This is a genomic window from Streptomyces sp. V3I8 (assembly GCF_030817535.1).
Lineage (GTDB): Bacteria > Actinomycetota > Actinomycetes > Streptomycetales > Streptomycetaceae > Streptomyces.
Genome location: NZ_JAUSZL010000002.1, coordinates 7,151,368 through 7,175,384 on the forward strand (window position 1 = coordinate 7,151,368; position 24,017 = coordinate 7,175,384).

The following is a 24,017-nucleotide window of genomic DNA, read 5'->3' on the forward strand; positions in this document are numbered from 1 at the left end:
CCGGCGGAATCAGGTGAGCGGGAGGCATGCACACATGGGCATGAGCGTGACCATCTCGGCGGCGACCGAACGAGACGCCGAACAGATCCTCAAACTGCAGTTCCTCTGCTACCAGAGCGAGGCCGCGCTGTACGGCGACTACAGCATCGAGCCCCTCACCCAGCCGCTGGACTCCCTCAAGGCGGAGCTCGCGGGCGGCACGGTCCTGGTGGCCCGGCTCGGCGACGAGGTGGTGGCCTCGGTGCGCGGTGCCGTGGACGCGGACGGCACGGCCCGGATCGACAAGCTGATCGTGCACCCGCGAATGCAGCGGCACGGGCTGGGCGGGCGGCTCCTCGACGCCATCGAGGCACGGCTCACGGCCGACGCGGGGGCGAAGAGCTTCCGGCTGTTCACGGGGCACCGCAGCGAGCGGAACCTGCGGCTGTACCGCAAGCACGGGTACGAACCGGTGGGGACCGAGCGGGTGGACGAGCGGCTCAGTCTGGTGACGCTCGCCAAGCGCGTGGGCGCCGGCGCCTTCGTGACCAGCGCGTAGCGCCGCGCCCCTACGGGGCGGTCCTCCTGCTCCTGCGCAGCCAGAACAGGGCCGTGACCGGGAGCAGGACCGGGATGAACAGGTAGCCCATGCCGTAGTCCGACCAGACCGTCGCGTCGGGGAAGGCGGAAGGGTCGGCCAGGGTCCAGGTGCCCACGATCAGGACGCCCGCGAGCTCGGCGGCGCAGCACACCAGCGCCGCCCTGCGGGCCCGCTCGCCGCCCCGTACGAGCGAGTAGGTGATGAACCCGTACACGAGCCCGGCCACGGCCGACAGCGAGTAGGCGAGCGGCGCCCTGTCGAACTCGGTCGCGATCTGCACGGCCGAGCGCGACACGGCACCGACGACCATCACGCCGTACAGCCAGACCAGCAGCATGCCGGGACCGCCGATGAGCCGCGTCCGTCCGGATTCCGGGGGCTTCTCCCCGGCGGGCACCGTCATCTCAGCCTCCCCAGATGTCATGGAGCCGTACCTGCAGCACGGCGAGGACCACGCCGCCCGCCGCGACCGTGACCGAACCCCAGCGGGTGCGCTCCGCCAGCGACATGAAACCCGCCGCCGGGATGCACGCGAAGGCACCGACGAGGTACGACACGAAGATCGTCGTGCCCTGCTCCGGCTTCTCGCCGCGCGCCAGCCGGACGACGCCCACCACGAGCTGGACGAGCGCGAGCAGCGTCACCACGGCCATGCCGATGAAGTGCCAGTCCTTCGTCGGCTGGTCCCGGTGGGCGGCCCAGCCGCACCAGGCGGCGAGCGCGAGCGCGGCGACGGCGGTCGCGACCGTCAGGGCAACAAGCATGCCGCGACCCTATTACGGGCCAAAAGGCCTGATGCGCTCGCCCCCGGGGTGCCCCGTAGGGTCGGGTGCATGAAGATCCGAGCCGATGCCCTGCTGTTCGACAACGACGGAACGCTCGTCTCCTCCCTGGAGTCGGTGCACCGGTGCTGGAGCAGGTGGGCCGCGGAGTACGGGATCACCGCCGAGGAGTTCGCCCGGGTCGAACTGCACGGCCGCCCGGCCGCCGAGATAGCCGCCGACCTGCTGCCCGCCGCCCGGCTCCCCGAAGCCGTCGCCCGCATCGAGCAGCTCGAGGTGGAGGACGTCGCCGGCGGTGTGCACCTGCTGCCGGGGACGGGCGCGCTCCTCGACTCGCTGCCCGCCGACCGCTGGGCCGTCGTCACCTCCGCCACGCGGCGCCTCGCGGAGGCCCGCCTGGGCGAGGTCGGCATCCGTCCCGGGAACCTGATCGCCGCCGACGACATCACGCGCGGCAAGCCCGACCCCGAGCCGTTCCTGCTCGCCGCCCGCCGGCTCGGCGCGGACCCCGCCCGCTGTGTCGTCTTCGAGGACGCCCCCGCGGGACTGCAGGCGGGCCGCGCGGCCGGCATGACCACCGTGGCATTGACCACAACCCACCGGGCCGCCGAGCTGGCGGGGCCGGCCGCGGACATCGTGGTCGAGGACCTCTCGGCCGTGTCCGTGCTGGTCACGGACGCGGGCGTGGAGATCTCCGTCAAGGGATGAGCGGGGACCGGACAGGGGCCGAACGGTGTCCACCGCTGTCCGCCATACGGACAGCGGTTCCCGGTTCCGTCCATACGTCTGCTTTACTTTCCCCATGACCACGACGAGCAGCCGCATCCTTGCGACCGAGGCGACCATGACGCCCGGTGCTCGCTGTATGTGTCGAATGTGCGCCTTCTAGAGGGCCCCCGCACCACCGCAGCCTCGCGCCCCGAAGCGAGTTCGCTCACGTCTGCCCGTACGCCCCGTTCGTACGCGACCGAGCCTGCCCCGCGCACGCCGTTCTGCCGAAAGCCCGGCCCCGACGCCACCGCGTGAACGAGCGTGCCGCGTTCGACCGCATGCACCCGTGCCCGGCGCACACCCACGCCCTGCACTCGACAGTGACGGAAACCCCAGTGATCACGACAACAGGCCTCACGAAGGTCTATCGGGCCCACCGCTCGAGCGGCCGTGAGATCACCGCCCTGGACGGCGTCGATCTGCACGTCCGCGAGGGAGAGGTGTACGGCGTCATCGGCCAGTCCGGCGCCGGCAAGTCCTCCCTCATCCGCTGCGTGAACCTCCTGGAGCGGCCCACCGCCGGCACCGTGACCGTCGCCGGCCAGGACCTGACCGCCCTCGCCGGGCGCGGTCCGCGCGCGGGCAGGGAGCTGCGGAAGGCGCGCAGCCGCATCGGCATGGTCTTCCAGCACTTCAACCTGCTGTCCTCGCGGACGGTCCAGGACAACGTCGAACTCCCCCTGGAGATCCTCGGCAGGTCGGGCCGGGAGCGCTCGCGCAAGGCCCTGGAACTGCTCGACCTGGTCGGCCTCAGCGACAAGGCCCATGCCTACCCGGCCCAGCTCTCCGGCGGCCAGAAGCAGCGCGTCGGCATCGCCCGCGCCCTGGCGGGGGACCCGAAGGTGCTCCTGTCGGACGAGGCGACCAGCGCCCTGGACCCCGAGACGACCCGCTCCATCCTCCACCTGCTGCGCGACCTGAACCGCCAGCTCGGCCTGACGGTCCTGCTCATCACGCACGAGATGGACGTCGTCAAGACCGTCTGCGACTCGGCCGCGCTCATGGAGAACGGGCGGATCGTCGAGTCCGGCACCGTCGGCGAACTGCTCGCCACCCCCGGCTCCGAGCTGGCCGCCGCGCTCTTCCCGGTGAGCGGCGACGCCTCCTCCGACGACCGCACCGTCATCGACGTCACCTTCCAGGGCGACGCGGCGACCCAGCCGGTCATCTCGCAGCTCTCGCGCACGTACAACATCGACATCTCGATCCTCGGCGCCGCGATGGACACCGTCGGGGGCCTGCAGGTCGGCCGGATGCGCATCGAACTGCCCGGCCGCTACGAGGACAACGTCGTGCCGATCGGCTTCCTGCGCGAGAAGGGACTGCAGCTCGAACTCGTCGGAGCGGCGGCCCAGGCGTCCGTGCCGGTGAAGGAAGGTGCCAAGTGACCTGGTCCGAGATGCAGCCGCTGCTGGAGCAGGCGTGTTGGGACACCCTCTACATGGTCGGCTGGTCGACGGTCATAGCCGTCGTCGGCGGTCTGCCGCTGGGCATCCTGCTGGTCCTCACCGACCGGGGCGGCCTGCTGCAGAACACCGTGCTGAACAAGGTCATCGGGCAGGTCGTGAACATCGCCCGCTCGATGCCGTTCATCATCCTGATGGTCGCGCTGATGGGCTTCACCCGGTCGATCACCGGCACCACCATCGGCCGTGAGGCCGCCATCGTGCCGCTCGCGATCGGCGCGATCCCGTTCTTCGCGCGCCTGGTCGAGACGGCCGTCCGCGAGGTGGACGGCGGTCTCGTCGAGGCCGCGCAGTCGATGGGCGGCAACACCTGGACCGTCGTGCGCAAGGTGCTCGTCCCCGAGTCCCTCCCGTCCCTGATCTCCAGCACCACCACGACGATCGTCGCCCTGATCGGCTACTCCGCGATGGCCGGCACGGTCGGCGCGGGCGGCCTCGGCGACATCGCCATCCGCTACGGCTACCAGCGCTTCGAGACCGAGCTCATGTGGATCACCGTGGGCATCCTCGCCGTGGTCATCTCCCTCATCCAGTTCGTCGGCGACTACGCCGCGCGGGGGCTGCACCGGCGCGGCGGCGGATCGGGCGCCGCGCCGCGGCTCAGGCTGCTGAGGAACAGGGCCCCGGCGAACTCCGGTTCCCGGGCGTCCGCCGGCGCCGGTCCCGGAACCGGTGCCGGCCCCGCGGACGCGGACACCTCCGCCGAAGCGCCCACGGCCGACGTCGGCAAGGTCGCCTGAGACCTCCGTACGTCACGTCCCCCCGTACGTCCCCGTCCCCTCCCGTACGTCCCCACCCCACCCGCAGTTGTCCCCCGCACACCCTTCGCGGGGACGCCCAGCCCACATGGAAAGGCACTTTTCGTGCGTAACACCGCCAAAATCACCACCGCCGTCCTCGCCGCCGGAGCCCTCACCCTGGGCCTCACGGCCTGCGGCTCGGACAAGGAGACGGACTCCGGTTCCGGCAAGGACGGCCCGCTGATCGTCGCCGCCAGCCCCGTCCCGCACGCCGAGATCCTCACCTACGTGAAGGACAACCTGGCCAAGGACGCGGGACTCGACCTGCAGGTCAAGGAGTTCACGGACTACGTCCTGCCGAACACCGCGACCGAGGACGGCTCGGTGGGGGCCAACTACTTCCAGAACCAGCCGTACCTGGACGACTTCAACAAGAAGAACGGCACCCACATCGTGCCCGTCGTCACGGTGCACCTGGAGCCGCTCGGCCTCTACTCCAGCAAGATCAAGAAGGCCGACGAGCTGAAGAACGGCGCAACGGTCGCCGTCCCGAACGACACGGTCAACGAGGCGCGCGCGCTCAAGCTCCTCGACGCCAACGGGATCATCACGCTCAAGGACGGCGCGGGCAACGACGCGACGCCCAAGGACATCGCGAAGAATCCGAAGAACCTCACGTTCAAGGAGCTGGAGGCGGCCCAGACCCCGCGCTCCCTCGAGGACGTCGACGCCGCGGTGATCAACGGCAACTACGCCATCGAGTCGGACCTCAAGCCCGCCGACGACGCCCTCGTCCTGGAGTCCGCCGACGACAACCCGTACGGCAACTTCCTCGCCGTCAAAAAGGGCAACGAGGACGACCCGCGCGTCAAGAAGCTCGCCAAGCTCCTGACCTCCCCCGAGGTCAAGAAGTTCATCGAGGACAAGTACGCGGGCTCGGTCGTCGCGTCGTTCTGACGGCGTGGTCCCGCGCCGTTCCCCGCTCCGAACACCTGAGGAAGACCGACGATGCGCAAGCCTGTCATCTCCGCGGCCGCGGCCGCACTGGCCTTCGGCCTCGCCCTGACCGCGTGCGGCGCGCAGGACGAGGGCTCCGGCGGCGGAGGTGACGGCGGCACGCTGGTCGTCGGCGCCACGGCGGTGCCGGCCGGCGAGGTCCTCGCGTACATAAAGAAGGACCTCGCCGCCAGGAACGGACTCGATCTGGAGATCAAGGAGTTCACGGACTACGTCCTGCCGAACACCGCGCTCCAGGAGGGCTCGCTCGACGCGAACCTGTACCAGAACGAGCCCTACCTGGACGACTTCAACACGTCCAGGGGCACCGACCTGGTCCCGGTCGTGGACGCGTACCTGCCGCCCATGGGCGTGTACTCCAAGAAGGTCCAGGACGTCGGCGAACTCCCCGACGGAGCCACCGTCGCGGTGCCCAACGACACCACCAACGAAGGCCGCGCCCTGCAGCTCCTCGCCTCCGCGGACGTCATCACGCTCAAGGAGGACGCCGGCCCGACCGCGTCCCCGGCGGACATCGCGAAGAACCCCAAGAACCTCAGGTTCAAAGAGCTCGAACCGGCGCAGCTGCCGCGTTCCCTGGACGACGTGGCCGCGGCGGTCGTCAACAACAACTACGCCCAGGACGCGGGCCTGAGCCCGGCCGCCGACGCCGTCCTGCTGGAGTCCGCCGAGAACAACCCGTACGCGAACCTCCTCGCCGTGAAGAGGGGCAACGAGGACGATCCACGGGTGAGGAAGCTCGCGAAGCTCCTGACCTCCGACGAGGTGCGGAAGTTCATCGAGGACACGTACGAGGGATCGGTGCTCCCCGTCACCCCGGGCTGACACCGTCCCGCGCCGCCCGTACCGCATCACGGTGTCGACTCGTCGACAAGGACCCGGCCCCGTGGTGCAGTTCGGGGTCCTCATGCTGCATGCTGGGCAGTTCAGCTGGCCCGACGGTCCCTGATGGTTACGGAGCGGCGCATGACGAACACCTTCCCCGACATCTCCCTGAACACGGAGCGGTTGGTGCTGCGCCCTCTCGAGGACGAGGACATTCCTGCCTTCACGGAGATGATGAACGACGAGCAGGTCGCGGCCTGGACGTCCGTTCCGCAGCCCTTCACCGAGGCCGCCGCCCGCACCTGGATCGACCAGTCCGCTCCCGCCGAACGCACGTCCGGCCGCGGACTCGATCTCGCCGTCACGGAGTTCCTCACCCACCGCCTGGTCGGCGTCATCCAGCTGGGCAACACCGATTGGCATGTCCGCTCCACAGAGCTCTCGTACATCATCGCCCCCTGGGCACGCGGCGAGGGCTATGCCTCGGAGGCGTCGCTCGCCACCGCCCAATGGCTGTTCAACGACCAGAAGTTCGAGCGCCTCGAACTGCGCACCGCGGCGGACAACACCGCCTCCCAGCAGGTCGCGCAGAAGATCGGCTGCATCAGTGAGGGCGTGCTGCGCGGTGCCTGCATAGCGCGCACCCGCACCGAGGACGGCCGCTGGGAGGACCTGCGGACCGACTTCATCGTGTGGGGCCTGCTCCCCGAGGACATCGAGGGCATCGCCGAGCAGCTCGCCGACACCGGCGGTTTCACCTCCTACTCCGACTGGAACTGAACAGGCGGGGGCCCGGCTCCCGCCCGCACCCCCGCCGACGTCCCCGGACGTCACGAGGTACGCTCACGGGGCTCCGCACGCCTGCCTGGCGGCCACACCCCATCCGACGACCTGCGATGACTCCAGGAGACTGACAACGATGGCCGACCGGGTCACGGTGATCGGCTGGGACGGCTCGCCCCTGACCGACGCGGCACGCTCGGCTCTCGGCGCCGCCACCCTGGTGGCAGGCGCGGGACACCATCTGGACCTTCCCGAGGTGCCTCCGTCCGCCGAGCGCATCCGGCTCGGCAGCGTCGCCCTCGCCGCCCGGCGCGTCGCCGCCCACCGTGGCACGGCCGTCGTCGTCGCCGACGGCGACCCGGCCTTCTTCGGCGTCGTACGCACCCTGCGCGCCCCCGAGTACGGCCTTGAGGTCGAGGTCGTCCCCGCGGTCTCGTCGGTGGCCGCCGCCTTCTCCCGCGCCGGGATGCCCTGGGACGACGCCCAGGTGGTCGTCGCGCACCGGCGCACCCTGCGGCGCGCGGTGAACGTGTGCCGGGCCCACCCCAAGGTCGCCGTCCTCACCTCGCCCGGCGCCGGCCCCGCCGAACTGGGCCTGCTCCTCGAAGGGGTCCACCGCACCTTCGTCATCTGCGAGGAACTCGGCACCGAGCGCGAACGGGTGTCCGTCCTCACCTCCGACAAGGTCGCCGACCACACCTGGCGCGACCCGAACGTCGTCATCGTCATGGGCGGTCCCGTCACCTCCTCCGAGGACGGCGGCTGGATCGCCGGCCGCGACCCCGCCGCCGGCCCGCGCGGCTGGGCGCTCCCCGACGACACGTACGGCGGCGAACCGGGCGAGGGCGAGACCGAGGTGCTGCGCGCCGCCCAGCTCGCCCGCCTCGGACCGCGGACCGGCGACCTCGTCTGGGACATCGGCTCCGGCAGCGGCGCCTTCGCCACGGACGCCGCGCGCTGCGGCGCCGCCGTCATCGCCGTCGACCGCGACCCGGACGCCTGCGCCCGCACCATGGCCGCCGCCCGCCGCTTCGGGGTCCAGCTCCAGATCACCCACGGCACCGCGCCGCACGTCCTCGAGGACCTCCCCGAACCGGACGTCGTACGGGTCGGGGGCGGCGGCGCCGCGGTGGTCTCCGCCGTCGCCGACCGGCGCCCCGAGCGGATCGTCACGCATGCCGCGACCCGCGACGCCGCCGAGCTCATCGGCAGGGACCTGACGGAGCACGGCTACCGGGTCGAGTGCGCCCTCCTGCAGTCCGTCGAACTGGACACCCGCACCTGGGCGGAGAAGGAGCGCAGCGTCGCCTTCCTGCTCTCGGGAGAGCTCGAACGGCGCGAACCGCCCCGCTGAGACGCGCGCCGGACGCGCGCCCGAACGCGCCCTGGGCGTGCCGCCCGGCCTCGGCCGGGTCACGGTCCGGCAGCGCCCTGTGATCCGGTTGTCGTACCGCGCGCGGTAGGCTGACCGATCGTTGTACCGCAATCGGGTTGTCCGGTAAGTCGCCGGTCAATGTCCGCGAAACTCACCCATTTTGAGGTGCGTGTGGTACGGCGGAACCGGAGGATGCGCAAAGTGGCGCAGTCCACAGCGGGCCGTGACGGATCACCCTGTCGCGGTGGCGTGCCGACCGCGACAATGCCAGTTAATGGCTTTGTCGACCGGTCGTTCGTGCCGCCCGGCCCGCGTGCTCGTTCTCATGACGGGCGGTCGGTGCGCCGCCCCGGACAAGCAGGTCGTAGGAGCACTAAACCGATGGGCGAGGGGTACGCATGACCGACACCGGCCAGGTCCCGGGCGAGGGACTGCCGGAGAACGCAGGCATGGTGGAGCAGCCGGGCGTCCCCGCCCCCGGTGCGTACACCTACCTCTCCGAGCCCACCGCCGAAGACGAAGACCTGTTGCTGCTGCCGGGCGCCCAGGGCGCGTGGGGCAACGAAGTGGCCCCGCCGGCCCCGGCGCCGGTCGTCGAGGCCGTCCACGAGCCCGGTCCGCACGAGACGGCGGGCCGCGACAGCGGTTCGGTCGACCTCAGCGCCGTCCGGATGTCCTCGTCCGCCCCGCAGCCGCCCGTCGCCCGCCGTCCGCTGCACCTCGGCCCGCCGACCCCGGACGGCGCCGGCAGCCCGGTGCGGTCGCTCGCCGACCGCGGCCCGGCGGGGGCGCCGTCGGCGTTCCCCGTACGGCAGGCCGCCCCGGCCCCGGCCGGGCCCGAGTACCTCGACGCGCCGCGTGACGAGATCGCGCCGCAGGCGGCGGCGCCCTGGGGGGCCCAGGCCCAGGTGCAGACCCAGGTGCGGGTCGCGCCACCGATGGCACAGGCCGGTCCCGAGGGTGTGGCGGCAGAAACGGTCTTTCCGCAGGGCGCGGGTGCGCACGCGGGCGGCCCGGCCGACACCGGCACCGGGTCCGTGGCGGTCCCGGCCGCACAGGTGCCCGACGCGGGCCAGGACGGTCCCGCTCCGCAGGAGCCGGGTCCGGTGTCAGCTCCGGGTGCAGATACGGATGCGGTTCCGGCCGAGGCGTCGGCCGAGGTTCCCGTACCGGTGGCGGAGCAGCCGGACGGGGCCCCGCAGCCGCAGGACGTGCCGGGCGCCGACCGGTTCCCGGCTGCCGCGCAGGCGCAGGTTCCCGAGACCGCACCGGGGCAGTTCGCCGAGGGCGCGCACGCCCAGGCCGCCGACGCCGCGCACGGGCAGGCCGTCGTCGACCCGGCCGAGGCCGCCGGACACGCGCCGGAGCCCGCGCAGGGTCCCGAGTTCGTGTACGCGCCCCCGCAGCCGGAGGTGGCTCAGGCGGCTGCCGAGCAGCCCGCCGCCGAGCAGCCCGCTTCTGAGCAGGCGGTTCCTGGGCCCGCGGTTCCTGAGCAGGCGGTCTCCGAGCAGGCGGCCGCCGTCCAGGTGGCCCCTGAGCAGCCGGTCGAGGCCGTCCAGGTTCCCGAGGCCGTGCCGGTCCCGGCGGCCGTGCCGGTGCCGGACTGGGGGCAGGCCCCGCAGCTCGCCGACGGTTCGCTGTTCCCGCAGGCCCCCGAGGAGGGCCAGGGCTCCGAGTTCGCCCAGGCCGCCCCGGAGTTCGCGCACGCTCCGGAGCCGGCGCCCTTCCTGGCCCGGCCCGCCGCCGTGCACTTCGCCCACCCGTCGCCGGAGGAAGCCGGGCAGCCCGCCCCGGAGGCACACCAGGTGCCGCAGCCGCAGCCGCTGGAGGCCGAGCCGGTCGTCGCGCAGGCCGCCCAGGTCCAGGACGCGGCGGAGCCCCCGCTGCCGGCCGAGCCCACCGCGCCCATCGCTTCGGCCGAGTCCGTGGACCTGTCCGTCCACGACGCCGGGGACCCGGCCGCCGAGCAGGTGGCACCGACCGGGACCGCCGACGCGACGCCCGAGGCCCCCGTCGGCCCCGCCGGTTCCGTCGGCTCCGTCGAGGAAGGGGACGGGCCGCACGGCGATCCGGCTCCCCTCCAGGACGTGGCCCCCGGGAACGAACTCCCGCAGCCCGAGCAGGCCCAGCAGCCCGTGCAGGCAGGACAGAGCGACCCGGCAGGACAGCCCGAGCAGCCCGTCGCTCAGTTCGCGCCGGTCGAGGGCGTGGTCCCGACCGCCCCCCACCTCGCTCCCACCCCGCCGCACGGCCTGACCGTGCCGGCCCCCGGGGAGGAGCGGCCCGAGCAGCCCGCCGCGCCCCACCCCGTAGCCGAGGCGGTGGACCCGGTCGCGGCGCCCGCCGAGCAGTCCGGGACCGCGCCCGAGACCGGGCCCGCGCCCGAGACCGCGCCCACGTTCGCGCCGGAGCCCGGCACCGAGGCGGAGGAGGAGGAGCCCCTCTTCGTGCTGCCCGCCCCCCGGGAGCCCGAGCCGGTCCCCGAGGCCGGGGCGGACCCCGTACCGGACGGTTCCGTCGAGGACGACGGCCCGGAGCCCGTGGCCGCACAGCAGGCGGAAGACCTGGACACCCGGGCCGCCGACCAGGAAGAGAGCACGGCCGCCGTGGCGGAGACCCGAGAGTCCACCGGTCCGGCCGCGCCCGGCTACGACGACGCCGAGCGCGAGGCCGTCCTGCGCGTGATGCGCGAGCGCCGCGACATCCGCAACGGCTTCCGCAGCGACCCCATCCCGCACGACGTGCTGCTCCGCGTCCTGGAGGCGGCCCACACCGCGCCGTCCGTCGGCCACTCCCAGCCCTGGGACTTCGTCGTCATCCGCTCGGCCGAGACCCGGCGCTCGATGCACGAACTGGCCGCGCGCCAGCGCGAGGCGTACGCCAAGTCGCTCCCCAAGGGCCGCGCCAAGCAGTTCAAGGAACTGAAGATCGAGGCCATCCTCGACACCCCGGTCAACATCGTCGTCACCGCCGACCCGACCCGGGGCGGCCGGCACACCCTGGGCCGCCACACCCAGCCGCAGATGGCCCCCTACTCCTCCGCGCTCGCCGTCGAGAACCTGTGGCTCGCGGCCCGCGCCGAGGGCCTGGGCGTGGGCTGGGTCAGCTTCTTCGACGAGCGCGAGATGGTCCGCGGCCTGGGCCTGCCCGAGCACCTCGAGGTCGTCGCCTACCTCTGCGTCGGATACGTCGACGAGTTCCCGGAGGAGCCCGAGCTGATGCAGGCGGGCTGGTCCAAGCGCCGCCCGCTGTCCTGGGTCGTCCACGAGGAGACGTACGGCCGCCGCGCGCTGCCCGGCGAGGAGCCGCACGACCTGCTCGCCGAAACCATCACCAACATCCGGCCGCTGGACGCCAAGGCGCTCGGTGAGGCGTGGGAGCGCCAGAAGCGCATGACCAAGCCCGCCGGGGCCCTCGGCATGCTGGAGATCATCTCCGCCCAGCTCTCCGGCCTCTCCCGGATGTGCCCGCCGCCCATCCCGGAGCCGGCCGCCGTCGCGATCTTCGCCGGCGACCACGGCGTGCACGCCCAGGGCGTCACCCCGTGGCCGCAGGAGGTCACGGGCCAGATGGTGGCCAACATCCTCGGCGGGGGCGCGGTCTGCAACGCCTTCGCCGCCCAGGTCGGCGCCGAGGTCTGCGTCGTCGACGTGGGAGTGGCCTCCGACCTGCCGGCCACCCCGGGCCTGCTGCCCCGCAAGGTCCGGGCGGGCACGGCCGACATGACGACCGGTCCCGCGCTGACCCGCGAGGAGGTCAGGGGCGGCCATCGACGTGGGCATCGAGACCGCCCGCGACCTGGTGGCGGCCGGGAACAAGGCCCTGATCACGGGGGAGATGGGCATCGCCAACACCACCGCGTCGGCCGCCCTGATCTCCGTCTTCACCGGCGCCGACCCCGCGGAGGTGACGGGCCGCGGCACCGGCATCAACGACGAGACGCTGGCCCGCAAGACCGACGTGGTGCGCCGCGCCCTGGAACTCCACCGGCCCGACCCGGCCGACCCGATCGGCGTCCTCGCGGCCATCGGCGGCCTGGAGCACGCCGCGCTGGTGGGCCTCCTCCTCGGTGGCGCCTCCCTGCGTACGCCGGTGATCCTGGACGGCGTCAGCGCCGGCGCCGCCGCCCTGGTGGCCCGCGCGATCGCCCCCGAGGTCCTCGCGGCCTGCATCGCCGGCCACCGCAGCGCCGAGCCCGGCCACGTGGCGGCCCTGAACAAGCTGGGCCTGCGCCCCCTGGTCGACCTGGACCTCCGGCTGGGCGAGGGCACCGGCGCACTGCTGGCCCTTCCGGTCGTCCAGAGCGCGGCAAGGGCGATGCACGAGGTGGCGACGTTCGACTCGGCAGGCGTGACGGAGAAGTAGACGCGCGTCGTCGTCCCTGGGGCCCGGGCCCCAGGGCGCGGTCCCGGTTTCGGGAAGGGGCGGGCACGGGGAGGGAATCCCCACCCGCCCCACCCGCCACCACCGTCCCGCACTCTAAAATTCGCACGTCAGGGCCGCTCCGACGCAGCAGCGCGCTCACCGCACCACCCGCATGAGGAGCCGCACCTCCATGGCCGAAAACCCCGCCTACCCCGTAGGCCTCCGCCTCACCGGCCGCCGCGTCGTGGTCCTCGGCGGCGGCCAGGTCGCCCAGCGCCGCCTCCCGGCCCTCATCGCGGCGGGCGCGGACATCCACCTCGTGTCCCCGGCCGCCACCCCCTCGGTCGAGGCCATGGCGGACACGGGCGAACTGACCTGGACGAGGCGCCCGTACGCGCCCGGCGACCTCGCGGACGCCTGGTACGTCCTGATCGCCACCTCCGACCCGGAGGCGAACACCGCGGCCTCCGCCGAGGCGGAGGCGCACCGGGTGTGGTGCGTGCGCGCGGACGACGCGGACAAGGCCACGGCCTGGACCCCGGCGACGGGCCACAGCGAGGGCGTCACGGTGGCCGTCCTGACCTCGAACCCCCAGGGCCGCGACCCGCGCCACACCGCCGCCGTCCGCGACGCGGTGGTCGAGGGGCTCCGCGACGGGACCCTCGTCGCGCCCCACTTCCGCACCCGGACACCCGGCGTCGCCCTGGTCGGCGGCGGTCCCGGCGATCCGGACCTGATCACGGTCCGCGGCCGCCGTCTCCTGGCCGAGGCGGACGTGGTCATCGCCGACCGCCTGGGCCCCCGCGACCTGCTCGCCGAACTCCCGCCGCACGTCGAGGTGATCGACGCGGCGAAGATCCCGTACGGCCGCTTCATGGCCCAGGAGGCCATCAACAACGCGCTCGTCGAGCACGCCCGGCAGGGCAAGTCGGTGGTCCGCCTGAAGGGCGGCGACCCCTTCGTCTTCGGACGCGGCATGGAGGAGGCCCAGGCGCTGGCCGAGGCGGGCATCTCCTGCACGGTCGTCCCCGGCATCTCCAGCTCGATCTCGGTCCCGGGCGCGGCCGGCATCCCGGTCACCCACCGCGGGGTCGCCCACGAGTTCACCGTCGTCAGCGGTCACGTCGCCCCCGACGACGAGCGCTCCCTGGTCGACTGGGCTGCGCTCGCCAAGCTGCGCGGCACCCTGGTCGTCCTGATGGGCGTGGACAAGATCGGCGCCATCGCCCGTACCCTCATGGACAACGGCAAGGCGCCCGGCACCCCCGTGGCCCTCGTCCAGGAGGGCACGACCGCCGCCCAGCGCCGCGTCGACGCGACCCTGGCGACGGTCGCCGAGACCGTCCGCACCGAGGAGGTGCGGCCCCCGGCGGTCATCGTCATCGGTGAGGTCGTGACCGTCGGTACGGACGGCTCGTTCGAGACGACCGCGTGATCCGGCGCCCGGGCACCTCGTCGGCCGCGTGACCCGACCATCGAGTAACCCCGGGTAACCCAACCCGTCCCCAGCCGTTGGCACCACACCCAGGACAAGGCAGTATCGATCCGTGGCCGATCTCATCACCGTCGAGGACCCAGCCGACCCGCGTCTGCGCGACTACACGGGCCTGACCGACGTGGAACTGCGCCGCAGGCGCGAACCCGCCGAGGGCCTGTTCATCGCCGAGGGCGAGAAGGTCATCAGACGGGCCAAGGACGCCGGCTACGAGATGCGTTCGATGCTGCTGTCGGCCAAGTGGGTCGACGTCATGCGCGACGTCATCGACGAACTCCCGGCCCCGGTGTACGCGGTCAGCCCGGACCTCGCCGAACAGGTCACCGGGTACCACGTGCACCGCGGCGCGCTCGCCTCCATGCAGCGCAAACCGCTGCCGACCCCGGACGACCTGCTCCGGACGGCCCGCCGGGTCGTCGTCATGGAGTCGGTCAACGACCACACCAACATCGGCGCCATCTTCCGCTCCGCCGCGGCGCTCGGCATGGACGCGGTGCTGCTCTCCCCGGACTGCGCGGACCCCCTGTACCGGCGTTCGGTGAAGGTCTCCATGGGGGCGGTCTTCGCGGTCCCGTACGCCCGTCTGGAGTCCTGGCCCAAGGGTCTCGAGTCGGTCCGCGAGGCGGGTTTCGGCCTTCTCGCGCTCACCCCGGACGAGAAGGCCAAGACCCTCGACGAGGTGGCCCCGCACAAGATGGACCGGGTGGCCCTGATGCTCGGCGCGGAGGGCGACGGCCTCTCCACCCAGGCACTGGTGGCGGCCGACGAATGGGTCCGCATCCCGATGGCCCACGGCGTCGACTCGCTCAACGTCGGCGCGGCCGCCGCGGTCGCGTTCTACGCGGTGGCTACGGGCCGCCCGCGGAGCTGACGGGCGGCCCCGCGCGACCGGGCGCGATCCACCCGCGGACGGCGGACGGCGGACGACGCCCGTCCGTCCCGGACGACGCCTACCCGCCCTGGCGGGCACCGCTCTGCCCGTACGCCTGCTCCTGCCGCACCTGCGCGTCCGGGCCCCCGTGACCGAGTCCCCGGGCGGGCCCCTGGCACCCCTGTGCGGCCGCGATGGCCAGCGCCACCAGCAGCGTCACCACGACGAACACGAAGAGCCGCTGCCGGAGCAGCCGCGGATTGGCGGGCCGCCGTCCGGTTCCGGTGGTCCGCGGCCCCTGCCGCCCCGTCCCGCTGCGCGGCGGGCCGCTACGGCTGCCGGACCGGCCGGTACGGCTGCCCGGCTGACCGGAGCGGCCGGTGGGCTGTCCGGCCCGGCTGCCGGTGCCCGAGCGCGTCGGGCCGCCCCGTGAGGGGGCGGCCGGGCGCGCCCCGGACCGCGACGAGGGGCCGTTGCCGCGCGGCGGGGGAGTGCCCTGCGTACGCCGCTGGGTGCGCTGCTCCGGGTAGTCGTCGGTGATCCGGCCGGTCGGCCGGTCGGCCTCCCCCGCACGGGGAGCGGGCGGCCGGGAGTCGCCCATGCCCTGCGCCTCCCGCGCCGCGATCTCCTTGAGCCGCAACGACAGCTGCAGCGTGCTCGGCCGCTCCTCGGGGTCCTTCGCCAGACAGGCCCGTACGAGAGGGGCCAGCGCGTCCGGCACCCCGTGCAGCTGGGCCTCCTCGTGGACCACCCGGTAGAGCATCACTTCCGAGCTGCCGTGACCGAAGGGCGAGTCCTGCGTCGCCGCGTACGCCAGCGTGGCACCCAGCGCGAACACGTCCGTGGCCGGTGTGACGGCGGCGCCCCGCACCTGCTCCGGCGCGAGGAACCCGGGCGATCCCACCGCGGTGCCGACGTGCGTGAGCGTGCTGGCACCCGTCGCCCAGGCGATGCCGAAGTCGATGATGCGCGGCCCCTTGGGGGACAGCAGGATGTTGGAGGGCTTCAGGTCGCGGTGGACGACCCCGGCCTCGTGCACGGCGACCAGCCCTTCGGAGAGGGCGGCGCCGATGGACGCGACCTCGGACGCGAAGAGCGGCCCCTCTTCGGTGACCTTGTCGTGCAGCGAGGGCCCGGGAACGTACTGCGTCGCGAACCAGGGCCGTTCGGCCTCCAGGTCCGCGGCGACGAGCCGCGCGGTGCACCCGCCCCGGATCCGCCGCGCCGCGGACACCTCGCGCGCGAAGCGCGACCGGAACTCCTGGTCCTCCGCGAGGTCGGGCCGGATCACCTTCAGCGCGACCCGCTGGCCGCGCCGGTCGGAGCCCAGGTAGACAACGCCCATCCCGCCCGCGCCGAGCCGTCGGTGAAGCCTGAACGAGCCGACGACACGCGGGTCCTCGCGCCTCAGGCGCATCATCGCCATGTCCATCCCCGCTGCCCGGTCCGTTTGACGAGCCACAGCTTACGTTTCCGCGGCCGGGTGCGCGCAGAGGCCGCGCCCTCGCGGGCCGACCGATTGTCAGTGCCGGGTGGGAAACTTGAGAGGTGGTCAGAGGACGGGGGACCGCGGCGGCGTTGAGCTGCGCGGATTCCCAATCATCGCTCACAGAAGGGGGATTGGACCTGTGAAGGGTGACCGCGTGGAGATAGTGGTGGATGCCGGGGACACGACCCGTACGTACGAGGTGGTGGCCAGTCGGGCCGGCCGCAGGGTGGAGACGGCGGTCCGCAGGGGGGTGGTCGAAGTGAGCGAAGTCACCCGAAGTGGATCAGTTGTCCGCACGGCCCGGTTCATGGCCACCAGGGTGCTCGCGCTCGTCGAGCAACCGGTCCCGAGGGAGGACAGCTCGGAACAGACCGGACGTCCCCTCAGGGAAACCCCCGAGACCTAGGGCGTCTTCTCCACCCAGGGGAGTACACCGCAGGTCACCGCTCATCCTCCGGGAGGCCCGGCAATAGGTACGAGGGCATGACGACCGGCAGGCCCCTCCCGTCTAGATTTGTTGTCAAGCGGCGGGTGGCAGCACTCGTCCCCCGAGGTCAGACACCCGCCGCTGCCAGACAGCAGAAGCTTTTCAACAGAACGGTCAGGAGAGGGACCATGGCGGACACAGCATCGCGGACCATGATCCGCACGCAGGGACGCAAGGCGTACACCGCCGCGTTCGGTCCCAGCCGGTCCGGCCGGCGTCACCCCTTGGTGGCGACGGCCATGGTCCTCCCCCTGGCCACCCTGCTCGTGGTCGTCTTCGGCGGCTGGGAGGCAGTGGTCACACAGGCGTCGTCCGTGGGCGTGATGCTGGGGCGCTGAGCGGCGCCCCAGGCCCGGAAGAGCGGTCCGGGCAGGGACATCCGGCCATGAAACCCCGTGGGGACGGGGGTGCGGCGGACGGCAAAAGATGCGGGCGCAGCTGGGGAGCTGCGCCCGCATTGTTTTGTGTGCGTACGCTCCCAGGGACCCGCCGGAGCATGGCAAGGCAGGCGGGACGTACGACCTGAGGGGGACCCGAGTGACCGCCGACGTGCTGCCCCGCTCTCCGTGCCGAGGTGCGGGCCGCGGCCCATCGGACCGCCGTCCGTCGGACCGCCGTCCGTGGAACCGCCGCCCACCCGGCGGGCGAGGGCTGCGGCTGCGGGACGGGCACCTCCGTGCTGGCCGACCGGCCGGACGGGACCGTCGTCCGGCACGGCGGCACGGTGGCGAAGGCCCACGCCGCGGACACCGACCCCGCTGGCCTCGCGGCGCGGCTGGCCGTCGCCGCGCACCCCGGCCTCGACGGCATCCTCCTGCCGCCGCTCGCCCCGAACGCGGTCGAGCTGGCCGGCCGGCCGGTCACCTTCTGGCCCTACGGCACCCCCGTGGACCGCGACGACCCCGACGCCGCCCCGTGGGAGGCGGCCGCGGTCCTCCTCGCGCGGCTCCACCGCACGCCGGACTCCGCCCTCCCGCCCGGCCTGCCGCCCATGCGCGGCCCGGCGAAGGCGGCCCGCGCCCTCGCCCGTCTCCGGGCGGCCGGCCCGCATCCGGCGGCCGCCCCGGTCCTGCGCGCCTGGTCCGTCCTGCCCGCCTGGGCCCGGGACGAGGCCCCCGCGCCGCACACGCGCACGCTGTGCCACGGCGACCTCCACCTGGGACAGCTCGTACGCGCGCGCGGTGAGTGGCTGCTCATCGACATCGACGACCTCGGCGGCGGCGACCCGGCCTGGGACCTGGCCCGCCCCGCCGCCTGGTTCGCCTGCGGTCTGCTCCGGCCCGACGAATGGACCCGCTTCCTCACCGCGTACCGCGAGGCCGCGGGTCCGGCCGTCCCGGCGGACAGCGATCCCTGGCCGGTCCTCGACGTGCCGGCCCGCGCCCTGGCCGCGCAGACCGCGGCCACGGCGATCACCAAGTCGCTCGCACAGGGGCGCCCGTTGGACGAGGTCGAGGTGTCCGTGATCGACGCATGTGACCGAATGGCCGCTCACCCGCCCGAGTTGGCGGGAAGCCGCGGGACGTAGGGTGCAACCGACCGAGGCCTGGCAGAGTCTGTCCTGGCGGAAGCAGTACCGAACGGCGAGGAGTTGAGCCGAGCATGCAGTGTCCCAAGTGCCATGCGCCGATGCAGACGTACAACCGCAACGGTGTCCAGATCGAGCAGTGCAGTGGTTGCCGCGGAATCTTCCTCGACTACGGCGAGCTGGAGTCACTGACCCGCCTCGAGGGCCAGTGGTCGCAGCCCGGCCCGCCCCCCGGCGCCCCGCAGGCCTACCCGTCCGCTCCCGCGCCGGCCTGGGGGGCTCCGCAGCACGGCGGCGGTCATGGCGGGCACGGCGGCCACTACGGCCACAACCGCCAGAAGGGCTTCGGCCACATGCTCTTCTCGACCTGACCCGGGACACGACGAAGCCCCCGGCCGTACGAGACGGCCGGGGGCTTCGGCTGGTGCGCGATACTGGGATTGAACCAGTGACCTCTTCCGTGTCAGGGAAGCGCTCTCCCGCTGAGCTAATCGCGCGGGTGGGACCTGCTGGTGACGCCGATGGTGCGTACTGCGTGCGCGATACTGGGATTGAACCAGTGACCTCTTCCGTGTCAGGGAAGCGCTCTCCCGCTGAGCTAATCGCGCGGGGACCCGGCGAACCGGATCAGTGGACGATACTGGGATTGAACCAGTGACCTCTTCCGTGTCAGGGAAGCGCTCTCCCGCTGAGCTAATCGTCCTTGGAGGTGGAGACGGGATTTGAACCCGTGTAGACGGCTTTGCAGGCCGTTGCCTCGCCTCTCGGCCACTCCACCAGGAGCGCGGGGGTCGGGAAGATCCCCACTTCCTGCGAGCGGACGACCAGGTTCGAACTGGCGACCTCAACCTTGGCAAGGTTGCGCTCTACCAACTGAGCTACGTCCGCTTGTCGTTTCCGTCCCGCTCTCGCGACCCGGCGACGTGTTGAACTCTAGCGGATACCGGGGCCAGCACAAAAACGCGTTTGCGCAGCGTGCTGCGCCTCGTCCGCTCCAGGACACGGTCGGAGCACCCGCAGGTCACCCACCTTAGACTCACAGCCGTGCAGGACCTCCCAGCTCTCGCCCGCTTCGGCGGCCTCGTCGCGACCGGCCTCCTCGACGTCACCAGTGATCCCGCGGCCCTGGACTCCAGCGGCTTCTGGGCCGTGAGCGCAGACTTCGAGGGACGGGTGACATGTGCCCGTTTCGCGGACGTACGCCCCGAAACCGTCCCCGCGCCGGTGCCGGGCGGGTGGCGGGGCCCCGCGTCCGGCGACTGGACGTCGTCGCTCGACCGCGCCGCGTACACGGCGGGTGTACGCCGCATACGTGAGCTCATCGCGACCGGCGAGGTGTACCAGGCGAACCTCTGCCGGATCCTGTCGGCGCCCGTCGCGCCCGGCGCCGACGTGGACGCGCTGACCGCCCTGCTGGCCCGCGGCAACCCGGCACCGTACGCCGGAACGATTCGCCTGCCCGGCCACGGGGTGGAGATCGCCACCGCCAGTCCGGAACTCTTCCTGCGGCGCGGCGGCCGTACCGTCGAGTCGGGTCCGATCAAGGGCACGGGACGGACCGAGGCGGACCTGCTGGAGAAGGACCACGCCGAGAACGTGATGATCGTGGACCTGGTGCGCAACGACCTGGGCCGGGTGTGCGCCACGGGCACCGTCACCGTGCCCGACCTGTGCGTCGTCGAGAAGCACCCGGGACTCGTGCACCTCGTCTCCACCGTCCGCGGCGTACTGCGCGAGGACGTGGGCTGGCCCGGACTGCTGGCCGCCGCCTTCCCGCCCGGGTCCGTCACCGGCGCCCCCAAGTCCAGCGCCCTGCGGATCATCGAGGCCCTGGAGACGGCGCCCCGGGGGCCGTACTGCGGCGGCATCGGCTGGGTCGACGCCGACCGCGGCGCCGGCGAGCTGGCCGTCGGCATCCGCACCTTCTGGATCGACCGGGCCGAGGGCGCGCTGCGCTTCGGCTCCGGGGCGGGCATCACCTGGGGCTCGGACCCCGGGCGCGAGTGGGAGGAGACCGAGCTGAAGGCCGCCCGGCTGCTCGCTGTAGCGTCGGGAGAGTACCCAGGGGCGTACGGCACGGGTGGGGGGACACCCGTCGACGGTCCCGAGGGCCCCGGCCGGAACAGCACGTCCGGCCGGGAACCCGGCACGTTCTCGTGAGGTGAGGTTCAGTGAAGATCTGGCTCGACGGCGGGCTGCAGGACAGCGAGTCGGCCCGTGTCTCCGTCTTCGACCACGGGCTGACCGTGGGCGACGGCGTCTTCGAGACCGTGAAGGCGGCCGACGGACGTCCGTTCGCACTCACCCGCCACCTCGACCGGCTGGCGCGCTCGGCGACCGGCCTCGGGCTGCCCGAGCCCGACCGCGACGAGGTGCGCCGGGCCTGCGCGGCCGTCCTGGACGCCAACCCGGTGCCCCTGGGCCGCCTGCGCATCACGTACACCGGCGGCCACGGACCGCTCGGTTCGGACCGGGGAGAGCAGGGGCCGACCCTGCTCGTGGCGCTGGGGGAGTCCACCCGCCGCCCCGACTCCACCGCGGTGATCACCGTGCCCTGGACCCGCAACGAGCGCGGCGCGCTGACGGGCCTCAAGACGACCTCGTACGCCGAGAACGTCGTCGCCCTCGCCCGCGCGCGCGAACGGGGCGCGTCCGAGGCCCTGTTCGCGAACACGGTCGGGCAGCTCTGCGAGGGCACCGGCTCCAACGTCTTCGTCGTGCTCGACGGCGAGATCCACACCCCGCCCGTCGCCTCCGGGTGCCTCGCGGGCATCACACGGGCCCTGGCCGTCGAGTGGACGGGCGCCAAGGAGACCGACCTGCCGTTCGACGTCCTGGAGCGGGCCGAGGAGGTCTTCCTGACCTCGACGCTGCGCGACGTGCAGGCGGTGCACCGCGTCGACGGCCGTGAACTGCCGGGCGCGCCCGGCCCGGTGACCGCGAAGGCCATGCGCGTCTTCGACGAGCGGGCGGGCGACGACCTCGACCCGTGAGCCGCCGGCCCGCTCGTCGGGTTCGCCGGCCCGCCGTCGGGTCCGCGGCCGGGCGCCGGGTTTTTTCGATGGCGCGAACCTGTCCCGGCGGGTACAACACCCCTGATGACCACCACCCTGCGGCCGACCGAGCCGCTTCAGCACGACGCCGACGGGGCGTTGTCACGCCACTACACCGTGTGCGTGAACAGCCGTCCCGTGGGCGCGGTACACCTCGTGAGCCGCCCCACCCCCGGGGCACCCGTCGGTGAGATCCGCGACCTGCGCATCGAGGAGACGGACCGGGGGCGCGGCCGGGCCACCGTGGCCGCACTCGCCGCGGAGGAGGTGGCGCGCGGCTGGGGGTGCCGGCGGATCGAGGCGTCGATTCCGGCCGACGCCACGGAAGCCCTGCGACTGGCGACGGCCCTCGGCTACGTCGTGCGCAGCCGCTTCATGGAGAAACGACCTGGCGACGCCGCGCCCGAACTGCCTGCCGGCAGCCGGGGGCGCCCCATGACGGAGACCGAGTTCGCGTCCTGGACGGAGCGGGCCCAGGAGGAGTACGTCCAGGACTGGATCACCCGGGGAGTGCCCGAGGCGGAGGCCCGGGCCAAGGCCGAACAGGACAACGTCACCCTGCTGCCGGACGGGCTCGGCAGCGAGGGGGTGGACATCAGTGTCCTGGAGCACGAGGGGACCCCGGTGGGCACGCTGTGGCTGGGGATCCGTGACGGCTGGGCGTTCGTCTACGACGTCGAGACGGACGAGGCGTACCGGGGCCGGGGGCACGGGCGTTCGCTGATGCTGCTGGCGGAGGCGCAGGCGGCTGTGGCGGGACGCCCCGGTGTCCGCCTGAACGTCTTCGCCGACAACACCCCGGCCGAGCGGCTCTACGAGTCGCTCGGCTACGAGACGATCATGTACCACTGCTACAAGGACCTGCTGTAGGGCTGTAGGGCTGCCATGCTGCGGGGCTGCCGGGCCGGAAGGCTCGCGGGGCCTTCGGGCTTGTGGGGCCTTCGGGCTTACGGGGCGGCGGGTCCGGTGGCGGTCAGGCCTGCTGTCCGGCCAGCAGCCGGTCCACGACCTCCTCGATGCGCTCGCGGAGCCCTTCCTGGCTCTTGCCGCCGTCGAGGCGTTCGCCGTCGATGACGTACGTCGGGGTGCCGGTCACGCCGATGGCCTTGCCCTCGGCCTGGTCGGCGTCGACGATCAGGATGTGCCGGCCGTCGATGAGGGCCGTGTCGAACTCCTCTTCGTCGAGGCCGAGTCCGCGGGCCACCTCCAGGAGGAGCGCCTCTCCCTCGCGGTCCAGCTCCGCCACGCGGTCGAGCACCGCCTCGACGTACGGCCAGGCCGCGCCCTGTTCCGCGGCCTCCTCGGCGGCCTGCGCGGCGGCGAAGGCGTGCTTGTGCTTCTCCAGGGGGAAGTGCCGCAGCCGCAGCTCCAGCCGGTCGCCGTAGCGGGCGCGCAGCGCGCGCAGGTCGTCGAGGGCGCTGCGGCAGTCCGGGCACTGGAGTTCGCACCAGACGTCCAGGACGGGAACGGCGGGGCCGGGCGGGGGAGGAGTCGCTCATGGGGCCAGTGTCCCAGCCGGGACGGGCGCGGCCCAACCGGGACCGGGGCCGGCCTGAACCCGGAGTCGGCCGGACCGGCGTCCGGGAGGCGTCCGGGCCGGCGCCGCGGGGTCGTCCGGTTCGAGCGGCACCTCAGGAGGACCCGACCCGGAGATGTCCCTGAGGTCTCCCGGGAGCATGGCATATCCGGCACGGGACGGTGCAGGATGGAAGGGACGAAGTGCCCCTGCCCGACCCCGCCCGATGTCGCCCGCCCCGCCTGGAGGACCGGATGATTGCCGAGACCGTCTGTTCCGCCGTCGCCGCGGCAGGCCTGGGCATCGCCGCGGTCACCGCGTACCGCAAGCGTTTCCTCGCGGCGGCCCGTCTCGCCGCGTACGCGCTGGTCCCCCTCGGTCTGGTGCTGACCGGAGCGGTCGAGTGGGCCGCCGAGACGGCCTTCAGCCCCACGGCCTGGGCCGGCTTCGGTGTGCTCGGGGCGTCCTGGCTGCTGTTCATGGTCATCCGCAGGGTGGAACGGCGGGGCGGCGGGACCCGCAAGGAGCGCAGGGCGGCCCGGGCCGCGCAGCGCCAGGCGGTGGCCCCGGCGGCCTCGGCGCCCTCGCTGGGCCCGGCCACCGGCCGGCAGGCGGCCCGCCCAGCGGCCGCGCCCCGCAAGGCCGAGCCGGCGGACGACTTCAGCGACATCGAAGCCATCCTGAAGAAGCACGGGATATGAACACGCAAGACGATTTTCCGAGGCGGACCCGGCGAGCCGGATGGACGCGCGAGGGGTCCCCGCAGGCGGGCGTATCCCAGATCGTGGAATGCCGTGTCACGGATTCCGGCTAACTCCCCCGCAATCCGGGCGTGTTGATCGCGTAGGGCGTCTCGGCTGAGTCATCATCGCGG

Annotated in this window: 21 protein-coding genes, 5 tRNA genes and 2 pseudogenes; 19 read left to right on the forward strand and 9 right to left on the reverse strand. The window is 73.0% G+C overall.

Features of this window, described 5'->3' with window-relative positions; translation table 11 throughout:
- The first annotated feature begins 34 nt into the window (after positions 1-34).
- On the forward strand, positions 35-538 hold the full coding sequence (locus QFZ75_RS31605) for a GNAT family N-acetyltransferase (RefSeq protein ID WP_307542357.1): 504 nt from the start codon (positions 35-37) through the stop codon (positions 536-538).
- 10 nt (positions 539-548) lie between these two features.
- On the opposite strand, the gene QFZ75_RS31610 is transcribed toward QFZ75_RS31605, so the two are convergent.
- Together QFZ75_RS31610 and QFZ75_RS31615 are read right to left on the reverse strand one after the other, a co-directional pair.
- Positions 549-983, reverse strand: a complete 435-nt coding sequence (locus QFZ75_RS31610; RefSeq protein WP_307542359.1) for a hypothetical protein — start codon at positions 981-983, stop codon at positions 549-551.
- Between the two features lies 1 nt (position 984).
- Positions 985-1,344, reverse strand: a complete 360-nt coding sequence (locus QFZ75_RS31615) for a hypothetical protein (protein WP_307542360.1) — start codon at positions 1,342-1,344, stop codon at positions 985-987.
- A gap of 69 nt (positions 1,345-1,413) precedes the next feature.
- Between QFZ75_RS31615 and QFZ75_RS31620 the strand changes: the two genes are divergently transcribed.
- The 10 genes and pseudogenes from QFZ75_RS31620 (at position 1,414) to QFZ75_RS31665 (ending at position 15,070) form a co-directional block, all read left to right on the forward strand.
- Complete coding sequence (locus QFZ75_RS31620; RefSeq protein WP_307542362.1) at positions 1,414-2,070, forward strand: HAD family hydrolase; 657 nt, start codon at positions 1,414-1,416, stop codon at positions 2,068-2,070.
- A gap of 398 nt (positions 2,071-2,468) precedes the next feature.
- Positions 2,469-3,521: a methionine ABC transporter ATP-binding protein gene (locus QFZ75_RS31625; protein WP_307542363.1), complete on the forward strand. Its 1,053-nt coding sequence runs from the start codon at positions 2,469-2,471 to the stop codon at positions 3,519-3,521.
- Positions 3,518-4,339 carry a methionine ABC transporter permease gene (locus QFZ75_RS31630; protein WP_307542365.1) on the forward strand — a complete coding sequence of 274 codons (822 nt, stop codon included), beginning with the start codon at positions 3,518-3,520 and terminating at the stop codon, positions 4,337-4,339. The genes QFZ75_RS31625 and QFZ75_RS31630 overlap by 4 nt, the downstream gene beginning before the upstream one ends.
- A 123-nt stretch (positions 4,340-4,462) precedes the next feature.
- Positions 4,463-5,296: a MetQ/NlpA family ABC transporter substrate-binding protein gene (locus tag QFZ75_RS31635; RefSeq protein WP_307542366.1), complete on the forward strand. Its 834-nt coding sequence runs from the start codon at positions 4,463-4,465 to the stop codon at positions 5,294-5,296.
- A 51-nt stretch (positions 5,297-5,347) separates the two neighbouring features.
- On the forward strand, positions 5,348-6,181 hold the full coding sequence (locus tag QFZ75_RS31640; protein WP_307542368.1) for a MetQ/NlpA family ABC transporter substrate-binding protein: 834 nt from the start codon (positions 5,348-5,350) through the stop codon (positions 6,179-6,181).
- A gap of 141 nt (positions 6,182-6,322) precedes the next feature.
- Positions 6,323-6,961, forward strand: a complete 639-nt coding sequence (locus QFZ75_RS31645) for a GNAT family N-acetyltransferase (protein ID WP_307542370.1) — start codon at positions 6,323-6,325, stop codon at positions 6,959-6,961.
- A 139-nt stretch (positions 6,962-7,100) separates the two neighbouring features.
- Positions 7,101-8,318: a precorrin-6y C5,15-methyltransferase (decarboxylating) subunit CbiE gene (gene cbiE / locus QFZ75_RS31650; protein WP_307542372.1), complete on the forward strand. Its 1,218-nt coding sequence runs from the start codon at positions 7,101-7,103 to the stop codon at positions 8,316-8,318.
- Positions 8,319-8,737: 419 nt separating this feature from the next.
- Positions 8,738-12,704 (forward strand): annotated as a pseudogene (gene cobT, locus QFZ75_RS31655) (nicotinate-nucleotide--dimethylbenzimidazole phosphoribosyltransferase).
- A gap of 190 nt (positions 12,705-12,894) precedes the next feature.
- Positions 12,895-14,139, forward strand: a complete 1,245-nt coding sequence (cobA, locus tag QFZ75_RS31660) for a uroporphyrinogen-III C-methyltransferase (RefSeq protein ID WP_307542374.1) — start codon at positions 12,895-12,897, stop codon at positions 14,137-14,139.
- A gap of 112 nt (positions 14,140-14,251) precedes the next feature.
- Complete coding sequence (locus tag QFZ75_RS31665; RefSeq protein ID WP_307542375.1) at positions 14,252-15,070, forward strand: RNA methyltransferase; 819 nt, start codon at positions 14,252-14,254, stop codon at positions 15,068-15,070.
- Positions 15,071-15,149: 79 nt separating this feature from the next.
- Here the strand turns inward: QFZ75_RS31665 and QFZ75_RS31670 are convergent, their stop codons facing one another.
- Complete coding sequence (locus tag QFZ75_RS31670) at positions 15,150-16,496, reverse strand: protein kinase (RefSeq protein ID WP_373465971.1); 1,347 nt, start codon at positions 16,494-16,496, stop codon at positions 15,150-15,152.
- A gap of 202 nt (positions 16,497-16,698) precedes the next feature.
- Here QFZ75_RS31670 and QFZ75_RS31675 point away from each other — a divergent pair, with 202 nt between their 5' ends.
- The 4 genes from QFZ75_RS31675 to QFZ75_RS31690 all read left to right on the forward strand — a co-directional run bounded on the left by QFZ75_RS31675 (position 16,699) and on the right by QFZ75_RS31690 (position 18,945).
- Positions 16,699-16,965, forward strand: a complete 267-nt coding sequence (locus QFZ75_RS31675; RefSeq protein WP_055511046.1) for a hypothetical protein — start codon at positions 16,699-16,701, stop codon at positions 16,963-16,965.
- A gap of 209 nt (positions 16,966-17,174) precedes the next feature.
- Positions 17,175-17,384: a hypothetical protein gene (locus tag QFZ75_RS31680; RefSeq protein WP_307542378.1), complete on the forward strand. Its 210-nt coding sequence runs from the start codon at positions 17,175-17,177 to the stop codon at positions 17,382-17,384.
- A 236-nt stretch (positions 17,385-17,620) separates the two neighbouring features.
- Complete coding sequence (locus QFZ75_RS31685; RefSeq protein WP_307542379.1) at positions 17,621-18,574, forward strand: aminoglycoside phosphotransferase family protein; 954 nt, start codon at positions 17,621-17,623, stop codon at positions 18,572-18,574.
- 74 nt (positions 18,575-18,648) lie between these two features.
- Positions 18,649-18,945, forward strand: a complete 297-nt coding sequence (locus tag QFZ75_RS31690; protein ID WP_307542380.1) for a zf-TFIIB domain-containing protein — start codon at positions 18,649-18,651, stop codon at positions 18,943-18,945.
- 51 nt (positions 18,946-18,996) lie between these two features.
- Here the strand turns inward: QFZ75_RS31690 and QFZ75_RS31695 are convergent.
- The 5 genes from QFZ75_RS31695 to QFZ75_RS31715 all read right to left on the reverse strand — a co-directional run bounded on the left by QFZ75_RS31695 (position 18,997) and on the right by QFZ75_RS31715 (position 19,462).
- Positions 18,997-19,071: transfer RNA gene (locus QFZ75_RS31695), tRNA-Val, on the reverse strand.
- Positions 19,072-19,110: 39 nt separating this feature from the next.
- Positions 19,111-19,182: transfer RNA gene (locus tag QFZ75_RS31700), tRNA-Val, on the reverse strand.
- A gap of 23 nt (positions 19,183-19,205) precedes the next feature.
- Positions 19,206-19,277 (reverse strand) — tRNA-Val (locus tag QFZ75_RS31705).
- Between the two features lies 1 nt (position 19,278).
- Positions 19,279-19,352 (reverse strand) — tRNA-Cys (locus QFZ75_RS31710).
- Between the two features lie 37 nt (positions 19,353-19,389).
- Positions 19,390-19,462: transfer RNA gene (locus QFZ75_RS31715), tRNA-Gly, on the reverse strand.
- A gap of 156 nt (positions 19,463-19,618) precedes the next feature.
- Between QFZ75_RS31715 and QFZ75_RS31720 the strand changes: the two genes are divergently transcribed.
- The 3 genes from QFZ75_RS31720 to QFZ75_RS31730 all read left to right on the forward strand — a co-directional run bounded on the left by QFZ75_RS31720 (position 19,619) and on the right by QFZ75_RS31730 (position 22,497).
- The gene (locus QFZ75_RS31720; RefSeq protein ID WP_307542382.1) at positions 19,619-20,734 is read left to right on the forward strand and encodes a chorismate-binding protein; all 1,116 of its coding nucleotides are present in this window, start codon (positions 19,619-19,621) and stop codon (positions 20,732-20,734) included.
- Positions 20,735-20,745: 11 nt separating this feature from the next.
- Positions 20,746-21,567 carry an aminotransferase class IV gene (locus tag QFZ75_RS31725; protein ID WP_307542384.1) on the forward strand — a complete coding sequence of 274 codons (822 nt, stop codon included), beginning with the start codon at positions 20,746-20,748 and terminating at the stop codon, positions 21,565-21,567.
- Between the two features lie 105 nt (positions 21,568-21,672).
- Entirely contained in the window at positions 21,673-22,497 is an 825-nt protein-coding gene (locus QFZ75_RS31730) for a GNAT family N-acetyltransferase (protein ID WP_307542385.1), read from the forward strand.
- Positions 22,498-22,600: 103 nt separating this feature from the next.
- Here the strand turns inward: QFZ75_RS31730 and QFZ75_RS31735 are convergent.
- Positions 22,601-23,126: pseudogene (locus QFZ75_RS31735) on the reverse strand (DsbA family protein).
- A 271-nt stretch (positions 23,127-23,397) separates the two neighbouring features.
- Between QFZ75_RS31735 and QFZ75_RS31740 the strand changes: the two are divergent.
- Positions 23,398-23,844, forward strand: coding sequence for a hypothetical protein (locus QFZ75_RS31740; protein ID WP_307542386.1), 447 nt, complete (start codon positions 23,398-23,400; stop codon positions 23,842-23,844).
- Positions 23,845-24,017 lie beyond the last annotated feature (173 nt).